The 15817-nt window shown below is 40.1% G+C and carries 15 protein-coding genes; 7 read left to right on the top strand and 8 right to left on the bottom strand.

Annotated elements, in window-relative coordinates:
- Window positions 1-24: 24 nt before the first annotated feature.
- From B5D47_RS03055 to B5D47_RS03045, 3 genes are all read left to right on the top strand, one after another.
- A complete protein-coding gene (locus B5D47_RS03055; RefSeq protein ID WP_078930349.1) occupies window positions 25-1125 on the top strand; it encodes a SufB/SufD family protein in 1101 nt (366 codons plus the stop codon).
- Window positions 1126-1144: 19 nt separating this feature from the next.
- The gene (locus B5D47_RS03050; protein ID WP_078930348.1) at window positions 1145-1390 is read left to right on the top strand and encodes a TIGR03905 family TSCPD domain-containing protein; all 246 of its coding nucleotides are present in this window, start codon (window positions 1145-1147) and stop codon (window positions 1388-1390) included.
- Window positions 1391-1492: 102 nt separating this feature from the next.
- Entirely contained in the window at window positions 1493-2176 is a 684-nt protein-coding gene (locus B5D47_RS03045; protein WP_078930347.1) for an SIMPL domain-containing protein, read from the top strand.
- 63 nt (window positions 2177-2239) lie between these two features.
- On the opposite strand, the gene feoB is transcribed toward B5D47_RS03045, so the two are convergent.
- From feoB to B5D47_RS03020, 5 genes are all read right to left on the bottom strand, one after another.
- Window positions 2240-4612, bottom strand: a complete 2373-nt coding sequence (feoB, locus tag B5D47_RS03040) for a ferrous iron transport protein B (protein ID WP_078930346.1) — start codon at window positions 4610-4612, stop codon at window positions 2240-2242.
- A 30-nt stretch (window positions 4613-4642) separates the two neighbouring features.
- Window positions 4643-5566 carry a purine nucleoside phosphorylase YfiH/LACC1 family protein gene (locus B5D47_RS03035; protein ID WP_078930345.1) on the bottom strand — a complete coding sequence of 308 codons (924 nt, stop codon included), beginning with the start codon at window positions 5564-5566 and terminating at the stop codon, window positions 4643-4645.
- 9 nt (window positions 5567-5575) lie between these two features.
- The gene (locus tag B5D47_RS03030) at window positions 5576-7282 is read right to left on the bottom strand and encodes a DUF5312 family protein (protein ID WP_078930344.1); all 1707 of its coding nucleotides are present in this window, start codon (window positions 7280-7282) and stop codon (window positions 5576-5578) included.
- A 207-nt stretch (window positions 7283-7489) separates the two neighbouring features.
- Window positions 7490-8584 (bottom strand): 3-isopropylmalate dehydrogenase, encoded by a 1095-nt coding sequence (gene leuB / locus B5D47_RS03025; protein ID WP_078930343.1) that lies wholly within the window; start codon window positions 8582-8584, stop codon window positions 7490-7492.
- Between the two features lie 87 nt (window positions 8585-8671).
- Window positions 8672-9109 carry a hypothetical protein gene (locus B5D47_RS03020; RefSeq protein ID WP_078930342.1) on the bottom strand — a complete coding sequence of 146 codons (438 nt, stop codon included), beginning with the start codon at window positions 9107-9109 and terminating at the stop codon, window positions 8672-8674.
- Between the two features lie 105 nt (window positions 9110-9214).
- Here B5D47_RS03020 and cdd point away from each other — a divergent pair, with 105 nt between their 5' ends.
- Window positions 9215-9604 carry a cytidine deaminase gene (cdd, locus tag B5D47_RS03015; RefSeq protein ID WP_078930341.1) on the top strand — a complete coding sequence of 130 codons (390 nt, stop codon included), beginning with the start codon at window positions 9215-9217 and terminating at the stop codon, window positions 9602-9604.
- A 182-nt stretch (window positions 9605-9786) separates the two neighbouring features.
- Window positions 9787-10473 carry an orotate phosphoribosyltransferase gene (pyrE, locus tag B5D47_RS03010; protein WP_078930340.1) on the top strand — a complete coding sequence of 229 codons (687 nt, stop codon included), beginning with the start codon at window positions 9787-9789 and terminating at the stop codon, window positions 10471-10473.
- A 3-nt stretch (window positions 10474-10476) separates the two neighbouring features.
- On the opposite strand, the gene B5D47_RS03005 is transcribed toward pyrE, so the two are convergent.
- Genes B5D47_RS03005 through flgF form a run of 3 tightly spaced genes read right to left on the bottom strand, consistent with a single transcriptional unit; the run spans window position 10477 to window position 12640 of the window.
- The gene (locus tag B5D47_RS03005) at window positions 10477-11010 is read right to left on the bottom strand and encodes a rod-binding protein (protein WP_078930339.1); all 534 of its coding nucleotides are present in this window, start codon (window positions 11008-11010) and stop codon (window positions 10477-10479) included.
- Between the two features lie 22 nt (window positions 11011-11032).
- Window positions 11033-11827 carry a flagellar basal-body rod protein FlgG gene (gene flgG / locus B5D47_RS03000; protein WP_078930338.1) on the bottom strand — a complete coding sequence of 265 codons (795 nt, stop codon included), beginning with the start codon at window positions 11825-11827 and terminating at the stop codon, window positions 11033-11035.
- 18 nt (window positions 11828-11845) lie between these two features.
- Entirely contained in the window at window positions 11846-12640 is a 795-nt protein-coding gene (flgF, locus tag B5D47_RS02995) for a flagellar basal-body rod protein FlgF (RefSeq protein WP_078930337.1), read from the bottom strand.
- A 334-nt stretch (window positions 12641-12974) separates the two neighbouring features.
- Here flgF and B5D47_RS02990 point away from each other — a divergent pair, with 334 nt between their 5' ends.
- Both B5D47_RS02990 and B5D47_RS02985 read left to right on the top strand, forming a co-directional pair.
- The gene (locus B5D47_RS02990; protein ID WP_143592591.1) at window positions 12975-14387 is read left to right on the top strand and encodes a putative bifunctional diguanylate cyclase/phosphodiesterase; all 1413 of its coding nucleotides are present in this window, start codon (window positions 12975-12977) and stop codon (window positions 14385-14387) included.
- Between the two features lie 116 nt (window positions 14388-14503).
- On the top strand, window positions 14504-15799 hold the full coding sequence (locus B5D47_RS02985) for a glucose-1-phosphate adenylyltransferase (RefSeq protein WP_078930335.1): 1296 nt from the start codon (window positions 14504-14506) through the stop codon (window positions 15797-15799).
- Window positions 15800-15817 lie beyond the last annotated feature (18 nt).

Genomic DNA, 15817 nt, shown 5'->3' with positions numbered 1-15817 from the left:
CTTAAATTTACAAGGAATGTAATTATGACAAAAAAACTTTCTTATCATAATGTAAATAAAACACCGTACCTTACCTGGAACTGGCTCAAAATGAACCGCGGCATTCTCGAGACAGAAATCGACACTTCTGTCGTTCCATGCGCAAAAATCCGCGGAGCAACAGAAGGCTTAATTCTCTACAAAGACGACGGAAGCGGCTGCGCAGAAATTGCCGAACTCGAAGAAAAACTTCCTTTTATGGCACAAAGTTCAAGCACGGACACTACAGACATCATCAATTCACTAAATTCCGTAAAATTTGCGCTTACAGCACAAAAAAAATGCACAGAACCGGTAATTTTGGATTTTGAGCTCAAAGATGGACAAACATATTCTGGACGGCAAATCGTAATTGCCGAAGAAAATTCCGAAATCACCGTAATAATGAACTACACTTCTCTTCCTTTTGACGGCGGCTTTTGCGCAATACAGACAAAACTTTGGGCAAAACCATATTCAAAAATTCACCTTGTAAAAGTTCAGCTTTTAGGCCAAAAATACACTCACCTTGACGACACTCAGTTTTTTGCAGAAGACAACGCAAGCATAAAAGTAACGCAAATTGAACTCGGATCAAAACAGGTTTTTGCAAACGTAACCTGCGCTCTTTCTGGTTACGCTTCAAACTTTACGAGCGAAACAGCCTACACTGCAAAAAATGAACAAAATTTCGACATAAATTATTGCGTTTCGCACACAGGAAAAAACACAGAGTCAAAGATGAGCATAAAAGGCACTCTTTTGGACAATGCAAAAAAACTTTACCGCGGAACAATCGATTTTAAGCGCGGTTGCGAAGGTTCAAAAGGCAACGAATACGAAGAAACGCTTCTAACCTCGCCGACTGCTGTAAACCGTTCAATTCCAATGATTTTGTGTGGAGAAGAAAACGTAGAAGGTGCCCACGGCGGAAACCTTGGTAACCTTGGCAACGAAGAACTGTTTTATTTTCAGTCGCGCGGAATTGACGAAAAGGCTGCAAAATCAATAATGACGAGGGCTAAAATAATAGAAGCAGCTTCTCAAATTCCTGACGAAAAAACAGTCGGCCAGATAAAAGCGTTTATCGGCGAAGAAGAAAATTAAACAAAAAACGAGGCGTAAAATGCAGACAGTAACATATAAAACAAAAGGAACCTGTTCAAAATCAATAACATTTGAACGCGATGAACAAAACAGAATTCACAATATAAAATTTGAAGGCGGTTGCGACGGAAACTTAAAGGCAATCTCAAAACTCTGCGAAGGAATGACAGCCGAAGAAATTTCGGCAAAACTTTTAGGAAACCTTTGCCGCGACAAAGGAACGAGTTGCGCAGACCAGCTGGCAAAAGCCGTCATGGAAAAATAAAATTGATGGAAAAGTCAAAAAAAACGGGCTATAATATTCAGTAGCGCAAAATATAAAAAGCCAGACAAAATTTTCAACAGACTTTTTTACGGGAGGAACTTTATGAACAGTTTAAAAATCGGAATTTCAATCATCATTTCATCGTTGATTATTGCTTTCGGACTTACAAACATAATCACGCCGGAACGCAGCGTTTCTGTACGCGGACTTTCAGAAAAAGAAGTTGATGCCGACCTTGCAATTTGGAATATGACATTCTCGACAGGCGACAACAATCTTTCATCTTTACAGCAGTCTGTTATTTCAAAAACTCAGACAGTAAAAAAATACCTCAAAGACCACGGTCTTGACGAAAACGACTTTACCGTACAGCCGGCGGCAATTACGGACAATTCGCTCAATTCATACATGGATCAAAGCAAATTGCGCTACACTTTTATTGCAAGACAGACAATCTTAATCCGTTCTTCAAAAATTGAAAGCGTAAAATCCGCTTATGCAGATTCACTAAACCTGGTTTCGAGCGGAATTGCAGTTCTCCAGGAATATGACGGCAAAGTAAACTACGAATTTACAAAATTGAATCAAATAAAACCGCAAATGATTGCAGAAGCCACAGAAAATGCAAGAACCGCGGCAGAACAGTTTGCCCGCGACTCAAACAGCAAGGTTGGAAAAATCAAAAAAGCAACACAAGGCTTATTTACAATCGAAGACGCAGCTCCGGGACTTGAAGAAAAAAAGAACGTAAGGGTCGTAACCACGGTTGAATATCTTTTAAAATAAGCATTTCTAATTTTACCAGCGGTCTTTTTACAGGCCGCTGTTTTTTTTGCATTTTTTTTAAACTTAAACAAGACTTCCTATAAAATGCACGGCGAATGCCAGAATCCACGCAAGCGCGCATTGCCAGAGAGCGACGCCGGCCGCCCAGCCTGTTCCAAGCTCGCGGCGGACTGCCGAAATTGCCGCAATGCACGGCGTGTACAAAAGGCTGAATACCAGAAGGCTTGCCGCGGTAAGGGAATTTATTGCGGCGGAAACGTCTCCAAAAAGAATTTCCATTGTAGAAACTACGCTTTCTTTTGCAATAAATCCGCTTATCAGCGAGGTTATGATTTTCCAGTTTCCTAAACCGATTGGACGGAAAACTGGCTCAAGGATTCCTGCGATGGAAGCAAGGATGCTTTGCTGGGAGTCAGCGACAAGCTGAAACCGCAGGTTAAAGCTTTGCAAAAACCATATTATGATTGTTCCAATAAAAATTACGGTAAATGCGCGCTGCAGAAAGTCTTTTGATTTTTCCCACAAAAGCTGGGCTACATTTTTTTTACCAGGAAGGCGGTAATTTGGAAGTTCCATTACAAAAGGAACGGCCTCTCCCTTAAAAAGCGTTTTTTTGAACAGCAGGGCGACAAGAATTCCTGAGACAATGCCAAGAAAATAAAGTCCGCCCATAATCAGACCGCCGTGCTTCGGGAAAAATGCGCTTACAAAAAATGCGTAAATCGGAAGTTTCGCCGAGCAGCTCATAAAAGGTGTAAGCAAAATGGTCATGCGCCGGTCGCGTTCGCTTGGAAGGGTTCTTGTGGACATTACGGCAGGAACTGTGCAGCCAAAACCGATTAAAAGAGGAACAATACTGCGTCCGGAAAGTCCGATTTTTCGCAGAAGTCTATCCATTACGAACGCAACACGCGCAATATAGCCTGAATCTTCCAGCATGGAAAGAAAGAAAAACATTACTACAATTATTGGAAGGAAACTTAAGACGCTTCCGACGCCTTTAAAAATTCCATCAATAACAAGGCTTTGCAGAACTTCGTTTACGCCTGCGTTTTTTAATCCGGTCGCCGCAAGATTTGTAACAAAGTCTATGCCGTTTTCCAAAAGCCCCTGCAGGGCAGCGCCTAAAACGTTGAATGTAAGCAGGAACACAGTTGTCATAATCAGGATAAAGGCTGGAATTGCAGTCCATTTTCCGGTAAGAATTTTGTCGATTTTTTCGCTGCGCAAGTGTTCTTTTGATTCGTGCGGTTTTTTTACGGTTTTTCCGCAGATTTTATTGATGAACGAATAGCGCATTTTTGCGATTGCCGCGCTTCTGTCAAGGCCGGATTCTTTTTCCATTTGAACAACAATGTGCTCAAGCATTTCAATTTCGTTAAAATCCAGGTCGAGCATATTCAGGATAATCTTGTCGCCTTCGATTATTTTGCTTGCGGCAAAGCGCACTGGAATTTCCGCACGTTCGGCATGGTCCTGGATAAGGTGAATTACAGCGTGGATTGCCCTGTGAATTGCGCCGCCGGCTTCGTCCTTGCTGCAAAAATCCTGGGGAACCGGCTTTTCCTGGAAGTGCGCTATGTGGATTGCGTGCTGAACAAGCTCGTTTACGCCTTCGTTTTTTAGCGCAGAGATGGGAACAACCGGAACGCCGAGCAAATTTTCCATTTCGTTTATGTTGATTGAGCCTCCGTTTCCTGTAAGTTCATCCATCATATTTAAAGCAATTACCATTGGAATATCAAGTTCCAGAAGCTGCATGGTAAGGTAAAGGCTCCGCTCTATCGCAGAGGCGTCAAGAATATTTAAAATCGCCTTTGGTTTTTCCTTAAGGACAAAATTTCTGGAAACAATTTCTTCGCTTGTAAACGGCGACATTGAATAAATTCCCGGAAGGTCTGTTACAAGAGTCTCCGGATGGCCAATTATTGCGCCGTCTTTTCTGTCTATTGTAACGCCCGGAAAATTTCCAACGTGCTGGTTTGAGCCTGTAAGCTGGTTAAAAAGCGTTGTTTTTCCGCAGTTCTGGTTTCCGACAAGCGCATAGGTTAAAATCGTGCCGGCCGGAAGCGGAGTTTCGGTCTCTTTTTCATGATATTTTCCGTCTTCGCCGAGTCCCGGATGGGAAGTCAGCAAATCGTTTGAGGCGGTGGAAGTTTCTTTTTCCGCTGTTGAATAAGAAAAATCTGCGCCGGAATCTGAAGGTTTTTCTTTATACTCAATTTCGATTTGGGCGGCTTCTTCCTTTCGCAATGTAAGTTCGTAGTTAAAAACCCGGATTTCCAGCGGGTCGCCCATAGGAGCGTGCTTCATCATCGTGACTTTTACGCCGGGAATCATTCCCATGTCAAGAAAATGCTGTCTTAACGCTCCTGTTCCGCCAACTTTGCTGATAACCGCCGATTTTCCAATTTCCAGATTTTTTAGAGTTTCCATATCCTATTCACTTCTGTTTGTAAGATTATATTAAATAACAAATGCCGCCTGAACCGTCATAGCCCTGCTTTTTTCGTCCAAAGAAACACTTTCCGGCAAAAAAGCAGCCTGCCGCCTAAAACTTCCAAATACGTTTTTTCCGTCCGAAAATTTTGAACAACAGGTGCAGTCAGTTGCAACAGTTATATTTTCTTCCATAATTCCAGCCTTTTTTAAGACAAAAAGGTTTGCTTTCGTCAAATCCAATGAATAATTCAAAAGTTTTCCGTCTGCTGTTTTTTGAATTGAATCCGAATTTTCATTCTTGAGCTTTGCCACGCATTCACCAAAATTTTCTAAAAAGTAATTTTTTCGGTTTTCGTCAATACTATAACATTCACTTCCGATATGAGGTCCAATCGCAACGCAAATATCCTCCGGTTTTGAACCGTATTTTTCAACGGCAAGCCTAACCGCTTCTCCAATTATTCCTGTTCCTTTCCAACCAGAATGAACGGTCGCAAAAACACCATTTTTTGAATCATACAAAAAAAGAGGCACGCAGTCGGCAACAGTAACCACAGGAACAAGCATTTTGTTGTCCGTAATCAATCCGTCGCCTTTTTTATTAAACGAGCCGCCCTGAGAATTTATTTCAAAAACAGTTTTAGAATGAATAAGCTCAATGCTCACAATCTGACGCTGGCAGTTGCATCTTTGCTCATCGCCCGCACATTCTCCGGAACAAACATGAGGATGTAATTCTTCTGCAATAGATTTTAAAGTCTTTTCCCGCAAAATATTTTTTTTGTTCCAACGAAAGCGCATTGAACCGGCAGAAAGAAGCGTCATTCCCCATTTTTTTCCGTCTTTTAAGGGTTCTCCGTTTTTGTAAAACGGCAAGACAATGAATTTTGAATCTTCCGACTTTTCTTCGATTTTTTTTGTAACGCAAATATAATTCACTTTGCCCATATTTCTGCCTTATCTAGAAAAAGTCGGGCTGTCAACCTGCTCAAGTTCACGAATCATAGCATATCCGTCTAAAATTGACTGCCTTGCTTTTTTTAGACTTTCGATAAACTCCTCGTTGTTTTTTCCGCCAAGCCGCGCAAGGTTTGTAAGCGCATCGTAACGACTGTCTTTTTTTTCAAGGAAAATTCCTGTAAAGCAGTTTTCCATAGTTCGACAGGCGTCTCCAAATCTCGAAAGCATAGAACGGACATCGCCCTCAACGCCGCGGATTATCGACTCAATTTTAGAATGAGCCTGCAAGGTGCGCAAACGCTCACTATGAAGCTTTGTAAAAATAATTCCATATTCGCCACCAGCAGAAAGCATTCTGTTAAGAGATTGCAAATCGACCGAAATCTGAATGAATTTATTGAAAGAATCGTTGAATTCGGAGCGGTTTTCCTTTTGAATAAAATCGCCTTCAAGCATTACAGTTTTTAAAGGCAATTCAAATTCTGGAAATTTTTCTTTCATATACCAGTTCAAAAAACCGGCCGTAAGTTCGTAACGGAACGGCATTCCGCCCCACAAAAGCGACCATGGACGCTCAGTCAGCAGAGGAAAAGTTTCAAGCCCAAAATTTCTGTTCAAATCAATTTTTAACTGTTCTTTTTTGCAGTCAACGCCCCAAGCCTTCCATTTTTCTTCAAAAAGTTTGCGCCAGTTGTTTTTATAGCGGACAAACCAGTCTTCGCCACCGGTAAAATTTTCCGGAATCCATGCAGCATCAGAATAGACAACTCTTCCAATCGACTTTAATGGAACGCTCGTAATAAACATTCGCATCATTGAAATGTGAGATTTTGCCGTTTTCATAAAATCTGCGGCTTTTTCTGCGATTTCGTCCATTGAATCAAGAGTCCGGCCACTCGTTCCTTTACGCGAAAAAAGATAAATCGATTCGAGAACTTCTTCATGGATTTTTACGCCATTGCACAAAACTTTTGCAAACAACGAAATTTCGTTTTCGAGGGAACTGAAGGCGCAACAGTAATTTTTTTCGACAATTGTAGAAAAAAGAGAAATAAAACGGTCAAATGGCAATTTAGAAAACTGTTTGAGCCATTCATAAGAACGAACCGCCTCATACATATAATTTCGCCTGTCAGCAGGAATTTCATTTAAAATTCCGTCCATTTTATGAAGAAGATTCACTCTCTGTTCTGGCCGGGGGCCGTTTTCCATTGGAAGAGAATAAGGGTCGACTTCTTCGTTCATCTGCTCTTCAACTTCGCTCATTACAAGCGAGCCCAAAAATACAAGAAATGAATTTTCGTCGGACTCTGCAATTAGAATATAAGGCTTAAAAAAATCTGCGCTCAGTTTTAATTCGGTAAGTTTGTCGTAAAAAGAAGACAGGAGAATATTGCGTTTTGAATCGATCAGGTTTGGACAATTTTTTTCGACAGAATGTGCAATCTGTAAAATTTTATGCTCGTTGTAAAGAACCTGCATGGAAGTGTTTGCAAAAATAGACTTTAGCCACAAAAAAAATCTAAAAAAAATCGATTCGTTTTTAATCTGCTCTGCAAAAGGAATTTTCGCTTCAAGATCAGAGCCGTCTTCAAATGAAAGAGGAACTGTTTCTTCGCCAGTCGACTTCATTTTTTCCAGCATTGTAAGACGCTCAGTTTCGCTTAAACCGGAAACCAACGCATCAAAAGAGTTTCGTTCCATATTATTCAATAAAAATCCCCAATAAAAAACTCAAGTCAAAAAACTAAACGCATTTTCAGAATATCATAATTTTCACGCACATTCTAGCATTTTTAACAGAGTTGTAAACTCTAAGTTTATAAAAAATCAGGATAAAAAAAAACGGACTGCCAGAAATTTTCAGACAGTCCGTTTTTTGTTTTTTATAGAAAATATTGTAAAAACTTTTTATTTATTAAGTTCTTCTACAACAAGTTCGCCCATTTTCTTTGTTCCGACGAGTTTGCCCTGAGCCTTTACTTCTGCAAGTTTTGAACCTGCAATGTCTCCGGTTCTCCAGCCTGCGTTCAAAACCGCATTAACCGCATCTTCAATTGCCTTTGCCTCTGTCTCAAGTTTAAAGCTGTAACGCAAGAGCATTGCCGCAGAAAGAATTGTTGCAAGAGGGTTTGCCAAATCTTTCCCGGCAATATCAGGAGCAGTTCCGTGAATTGGTTCATAAAGACCAGGGCCTGTTCCATCACCAAGAGAAGCAGAAGCGAGCATACCGATTGAACCTGTAATCTGGCTTGCTTCGTCTGTAAGAATGTCGCCAAACATATTGCTTGTAGCGATTACGTCGAACTGGCGAGGATTGCGGACAAGCTGCATAGAAGCATTGTCGATGTAAAGGAAGTCGAGTGTAACGTCGCTGTATTCTTTGTGAACTTCTTCTGCAACCTTTCTCCAAAGGCGGCTTGAATTCAATATATTTGCCTTGTCAACAACAGTCAAATGTTTCTGTCTTTTCTGAGCAAACTGGAAGCCAAGACGAACGATTCTTTCGATTTCTTCCCATGAATATTTTTCTGTATCCCAGGCAGTTTTTCCGTCTGCGCTAGTTCCGCGCTCACCAAAATAAATTCCACCGGTAAGTTCGCGCACAACGAGAATATCAAGTCCGTTTCCAACGATTTCGTCTTTGAGAGGGCAGGCATCTTTGAGCTGAGGCCACATTACAGCAGGACGAAGGTTTGCAAAAACTTTCATGCCGCCGCGAAGTCCGAGAAGCGCTTTTTCAGGGCGAATTTCCGGAGCAACGTTGTCCCATTTTGGACCGCCGACAGCACCGAGCAAAGTAGCATCGCTTGAAAGACAGATGTCAAGCTGCTCCTGAGGAAGTGGTTTTCCAAATTTATCAATGGCAGCGCCACCGGCAATTACATCTCTATAATTCCATTTGTGACCGTATTTTTTTGCAACAGCGTCAAGAACTTTTACAGCCTCTGCAACAACATCAGGACCGATTCCATCTCCAGGAATCAAGGCAATTGTCTTTTCCATAATTATAATTCTCCTAAAAAAGCACGACTTTTTAAGTCTTACTTAATATTTTTAATCTCACTAAAGAATATAGCAACTTTTACATTTTTATACAATATTTTCGCCATCGGATGTATCAGCTGTATCGCCTGCATTTAAATTTTTAATGTCGCAGTTATCGACGGTAAGCTCTTCTTTTTTGATTTCTTCTCCGAAAATTACGCTATTTACATTTGTAAGATTTTTTAAGGTCACGCCTGGCACATTTACGGCAATGTCTATATTCTGCATGTCGAATTTTGTTTCGCCGCCGCTCAAAGTTATCGCCTTGTTGATTTCTATAGATTTTAAAGAAAATTCATCTTTAATTTGTGAAAGATCAAGCTCGTCTCCGTCTTCTTTTTGGTCGATAAGTTTTTGAAGATAATTTTCGTTTTCCGCACGAAGCTCGTCTCCGTCTACAAGTTTACAGGAATTAAAAAAAGCAGTTCCGGCAAAAATCAGAAGCACAAGTCCATAAAAAAAATTCTTTTTTGTATTTTTCATATCTAAAAACCGCCTGTAAAAAAATCTATTACATTATAATAAATTAAAATTTAGTGATTTTCAAATTTAATTGCAAATCTGTCTTTTTCTTATAAAATAATATTCATGACAGACAAAGAACTTGTTAATCTTGCGCTCGATGCAAGAAAAAACTCATATTCGCCTTATTCAAAATACTCTGTCGGCGCGGCAGTTTTGTGCGGTGATGAAAGTATTTTTACAGGCTGCAACATAGAAAACGCCTCGTATCCATGCGGAATTTGCGCAGAAAGAACCGCAATGTCAAAGGCAATAAGCGAAGGAAAAAAAAGTTTTTCTAAAATCGCAATCGCAGGCTCTTCAGACCAGATTTGCACTCCATGCGGACTTTGCCGCCAATTTATGTACGAATTTGCCCCGGATTTAACAGTTTTGTGCTCGGACGATAAAGGAAATTTTACAGAAAAAAAACTGAATGATTTTCTTCCAGACGGTTTTGGTCCTGAAAGCCTGTAATTTTTGCACCAGCGATGGAAGGGGCGGCGAAGCCGTTGCGAAGCAATGGAGCGGTTTTTCGCGGAACCCCGGACGTAGCGACGGCAGATTTTATCTGCCGTGGTGCCCGTCAAATAAAAAATGTCTTTTCAATCTGCTTTAATCTGCGGTAAAATACATGAACTAATCAACAGGAGTATTTTATGGAAGATTACAAAAAAGAATTTATAGATTTTATGGTTGAATGCAATGCGCTTAAATTCGGTTCGTTCACCCTAAAATCTGGACGCAAATCTCCGTTTTTTATGAATGCCGGCGCCTATGTTACTGGCGGACAACTCAAACGCCTCGGAGAATTTTACGCAAAAGCCGTTCATGACAATTTTGGAGATGATTTTGACGTATTTTTTGGACCGGCTTACAAAGGAATTCCGCTCGCTGTAGTCACAGCCCTCGCCTATTCGGAGCTCTACGGAAAAGAAATCAAATATTGTTCTGACCGCAAGGAAGAAAAAGACCATGGCGCTGACAAAGGAAGCCTTTTGGGTTACAAAATAAATGACGGTGACAGGGTTGTCATTATCGAAGATGTTACAACTTCTGGAAAATCAATCGAAGAAACTTATCCAAAAATCAAGTCTCAGGAAACAGTCCCTGGCGGAATTAAAATTGTCGGCGAAATTGTTTCTCTCAACCGCATGGAAAAAGCTCCTGACTCGGACAAGGCAGCCCTTGAAGTGATTTCTGAAAAGTACGGTTTTCCTGCACGCGCAATCGTTTCAATGAACGATGTAATCGAATACCTTTACACCAACGGCGACAAAAAAATAATTACCGACGAAATTAAAAAAGAAATGGATTCTTACTACAGTTTATACGGCGCAAAGTAAAAATTATGCTTCTACGCTAACCGGATTTTGGGCAAGCTGAAGGTACATCTGATCTGCAAGTCCGAATCCGGCATTTTTTGTCATTGCCGTTGAATATTCGTCAAAAAGCATGTCTTCGTACATTTTTGAAGCAAAATCGCTTTCGCCGCTGGCTTTTACGACGGTTTTGCGCATCTGGCTCACCATCATTTTTACAAAATAAGATTCAAGTTCGAGAGATTTTTCGTAGAGTTTTGAAGTACGGTCAATGGTTTGAGTTTTTACGTTTGGATTTGCCTGATTTGCGGCGGCTCCGACAGGGTGAGAATTTTTGTCGGCGGCAGAATTAAAAGTTCTGGCAAAACCTGTTCCGTAATCGCCATTCAATCTTCCTTCCGGCAAAACCTGGCTGGAAGAAACTGATTTTCCGATTGAAGAGGATTCTCCGTAAACGGAACGCACAAGCTCTTCAAATTTTCCTTTTTCGGCACTGATTTTTGAACCTTGAAAAGCGCCCTGTCCGTTTGTTATTGAACTGATTCCACCGACCGTCATCATTTTAACTCACCTTCAAAAAAAACTAGCGTTTAAGGTTTACTGCCGTGCTGAGCATTGAATCCGTCGTCTGGATAGCCTTTGAGTTAAACTCGTAAGCGCGCTGAGCAACAATCATCTGAACCATTTCGTTTACAACAGAAACATTCGACATTTCAACAAATTTATGTTTTGTAACGCCAAAACCGTCATATCCCGGACGACCTGCAACAGCCTCTCCGGAAGCGTTTGTCACCTTGTAAAGATTGTCTCCAGCGGCTTCAAGGCCGGCATTGTTTGGGAAACGGTAAATTTCAAGCTGAGCTACGTCTATAGGGTCATTCTGACCAAAAATTTTTACGCTTACACGACCGTCATCTGTAACGGTAAGAGAGTGAATGTCGTAACCATCTGGCAAAACAACTTCCGGCATAACGCGCAAACCGTTTGAATTTACAAGCTGACCGTTCATATCAACCTTAAAAGAACCGTCGCGGGTATAGGCAAAACTTCCATCATACTGCTGAACACGGAAAAAACCGTCGCCTACAACAGCAATATCCGTATCAACTCCAGTGTTCTGCAAAGAACCCTGGCTGAAAATTCTCTGGGTTGCGGCTACTTTTACACCGCTACCCTGCTGTATTCCAACAGGAGTCACAGTGTCTTCCGTTGCAGGAGTGCCTGCAAGTTTTACGTTCTGATATAAAAGATCCTCAAATTCAACACGCTGCTGTTTAAAACCTGTCGTGTTTACATTTGAAAGGTTGTTTGAAATTGCATCGATATTAGACTGCTGGCCGTTCATTCCAGTTGCGGCCGTCCACAAACTTCTTACCATTTTTTGCCCCTCCTAAAATTAACGATAAGCAGCGACTTTTGTCCAAAGAGTAGACATCATCGAATCTTCGCTCTGAATTGTTTTCTGGCTCGCTTCGTAAGCGCGGTTTACTTCAATCATTTTTACCATTTCGTTTACAACATTTACGTTGCTTGTTTCCATATATCCCTGCATCATTTTAGGGCGCTCAAGTCCTTCAGCAACATAAGCCTCTCCAGAAATATCATTGCTTGACCACAAACTGTTTCCCATTTTTTTAAGGTAGCGCTCATTGTCAAAACGAACAACTTTTATGCGGTCAATAAGTTCTCCATCTTTTGAATAAATCATTCCGTCTTCGTTTACGGTAAATTTATCGTCCTCAACATGAATTGCGCCATTTTCGCCCATGAGAGGATAGCCGTCTTTTGTTTCAAGAATTCCTTCTTTTCCGAGCAAGAAATTACCGTTTCTTGTGTAGCGTTCACCAACTGGAGTTTGAACAGCAAAAAAACCTTCGCCGCTTAAAGCCATGTCGGAAGCAGAATTTGTAGAACGGAAAGAGCCCTGTTCAAATTTTGTAAAATTTTCGTTTGTTTCAACACCAAGGCCGAGTTTTCCAATAATCGGAGCAACATCTGCCGAGCCTACGGAAGTTTTATAAACGCCGTCCGCCTGAGTTCGTCTTAAAAGAAGTTCCGGAAAAGACTTGCTTACAGAAATATCGCTTTTATAACCGGCAGTATCGACGTTTGCCAGATTATTAGAAATAGCATCAAGCCTGTTCTGCTGAGCATTCATTCCGCTCGAACCAATGTACAAACCTCTAATCATATTCGCTCCCAAAAAACGCAAAAAAATACGCTACACTTTTATTATCGGAAACCAGTTTTTTTGAGTTTAGCAATTTGATTTTGAATTTGACCGCATTTTTCGCTCTGACCGGTCAATGCGCTTTTTAGCACCGATTTTTTTCAAAAAGCTCCACTTTATCCAAAATTAAGAAATTTGTTGATTTGTTTTTAAATTAAGTTAAATTTTTTTAGAATAATTAAAGAAAAAGTGTTATAATTATCTTTGTATTTATACGGCTTGAGTTTGACTTAAAAACAGTTGGTTTATCGTGAATAAAATTTTTATATCAATTTTTATAGCTATATTGTTAATTTTGACAGCAGCACTTATTTTTGCTGTCAGATGGTTAAAAAAAAGTCTTTTTAGGGACGACCTTACAGGACTTTTAACTACAAAGAAGTTTCTTGCCGAGGTAAAAAAAACTATAAAAAAAGCAAAAAATGTCCAGTATTCCCTCGTTTCGCTCGACATCAATTCTTTCCGTTACATAACTCAGGTTTTCGGTCAGGACAACGGAAACAAGCTTTTGTCGGAACTTGGTTCACTTTTTAGCAAAACCGCTCCAAAAGGCTCGCTTCTGTGCAGAAACTACAACGACAACTTTGCCTTCCTCATTAAGTCGACGGTTCTTCCTGTTCTCGAGGACATAATCGTAACAATGACAACCGTAAACGACAAAATCAAAAAACTTTTGCCTCAGCATTTTAAAATTGAATTTTCAGTCGGTGTTTACGAGATAAAAGATCCAAACGAAGAGCCGCTGATGATTTTGGACAAGGCTCAGACTGCAAGAAAGCTCGGAAAATCAAGCCTGAATCCAAAGAGAATCTGCGTTTTTACTTCCCAAATGGAAATTAACAGCCAGCTTGAAAAAGATATAATTTTTGACATGGAAAGGGCGTTTAAGGAAAACGAATTTGTCGTTTACTACCAGCCAAAATTCCTCTTCAATACAGAAAAAATAATCGGCGCAGAAGCCCTTGTCCGCTGGAATCACAAAAAAAGAGGACTTTTGTCGCCTTCATATTTTGTTCCGATGTTTGAAAAAAACGGTTTTATTGAAAAAATCGATTTGCTCGTGTTTGAAAACGTCTGCCAGTTTCTTGACCGCTGGAACAAATCTCAAAAAGATAAAAAAGAAAAACAGCCTTTTACAATCAGCTGCAACCTTTCGAGAGTCCAGCTTTATAATCCAGATGTTGCAAAAATTTACCACGATATTGCTTCAAAATACGAAATTGCGCCTTCAAAAATCGAAATCGAGCTTACAGAAAGCCTGATGATGGACAATAAAGATCGTCTTTTAAAAGCTATGAACGAAATTAAAAACGCAGGATTTTCTATTTCTGTCGATGATTTTGGTTCTGGATTTTCTTCTCTCAGTCTTTTAAAAGACTTGCCGGCAAATGTAATAAAACTCGACAAAGAGTTCCTAAACACTCAAAATACGGAAAAAGAGCACATAATCATAAATTCTGTCATAAACATGGCAAAAAATTTGGATATGGCGACAGTTGCAGAAGGTGTTGAAGATGCAAAACAGTCTGCGCTGTTAAAAAAGATGGGCTGCGACATTGTTCAAGGCTATTTCTATGCAAAACCTATGCCACAAAACGAGTTTAAGGAACTTTTGGACAATCCGGAGAATCTTGATTCTGAAAAAAAAGATGATTCGGCGGATAAAAACGAAAAAACTGAAGATAAAAAAAGCGACGACCATAAATAAACAGGCAATAATAAAATCCTGGTTCAAATTTGTTTGAAAACTAAAAAAACTAGATTTATAATTAGATATATTAAAAAATATGCAATGAATGTTGCAGCGAAATATGGGAGTCACTTATGAGCACAAAAAACACATCAGAAAAAACAAGGGTAATTGCAATTATTCTGGGAGGTGGAAAAGGAACCCGACTCTATCCTCTCACAAAGGAGCGTTCAAAACCAGCAGTACCTTTTGGCGGAAAATACAGAATCGTTGACATTCCAATTTCCAACTGCATCAATTCAGGTTACAGAAAAATTTATCTGCTTACTCAGTTTAACAGCGCTTCTTTGCACCATCACATTACAAAGACCTACAATTTCGACAATTTTTCCGGCGGATTTGTAGAAATTCTCGCGGCTGAACAGACACTGGAAAATTCTGGCTGGTTTGAAGGAACGGCAGATGCTGTACGCAAAAATATGATTCACTTTAAGTCGGCTAATCCTACGCATTACATAATTCTTTCAGGCGACCAGCTTTACAGAATGAATTTAAAAGATTTTATGGACAGCCATATTCAAAGCGGAGCTGACATTACGATTGCTACAACAGCAGTAAACCGTCAGGATGCTTCCGGCTTTGGAATTATGAAAATAGACTCAAAAAACAAGATTACGGCATTCCAGGAAAAGCCTGCAAAAGATTTGGACATTTCTGACTGGAAAATTCCTCAGAATGCGCGCGGCGACCTTCCTCCAGAAAAAGAATATCTTGCTTCGATGGGAATTTACATTTTCAACGCAAAGACAATGGAAGAAGCCTTGGATAACAGCTATACAGACTTCGGAAAAGAAATCATTCCAAAATCAATCAAAACAAAAAAAGTAAATTCTTATATTTTTGACGGTTATTGGGAAGATATTGGAACAATCAGAAGTTTCTACAATGCGACCCTCGAATTGACAGAATACAATCCAGCTTTCAACCTTTATGACGTTGAAGAGCCAATTTACACTCATATGAGAAATCTTCCGCCATCAAAAATCAACGGTGCAGAAATTGAAAATTCTTTGACTTCAGAAGGCTGTGTAATTACAAAAGCAAAACTCAAGCACTCTGTAATCGGAGTTCGTTCTGTAATCGAAAATGGCAGTAAATTAAATGACGTAATTATGATGGGTTCAGACTTCTACGAAACAGAAGACAAAAAAAAGAAGAATGAAGAAATCGGAAAGCCAAATATCGGAATCGGCAAAAACTGCAAAATTGCAAGCACAATCATCGACAAAAATGCGGCAATCGGCGACAACTGCCAGATTAACATAAGCGGCAAAAAATACGAAGATGGCGACCACGGACTTTTCTACGCTGCAGACGGCATTATCGTAATCAGAAAAGGCACTGTAATTCCTGCCGGAACAATTATCTAAAAAATAAAACAAAAGGAA

The organism is Treponema berlinense (assembly GCF_900167025.1).
In the GTDB taxonomy this organism is placed as follows: Bacteria; Spirochaetota; Spirochaetia; order Treponematales; family Treponemataceae; genus Treponema_D; species Treponema_D berlinense.
This window is presented reverse-complemented; position numbering and strand designations above follow the sequence as displayed.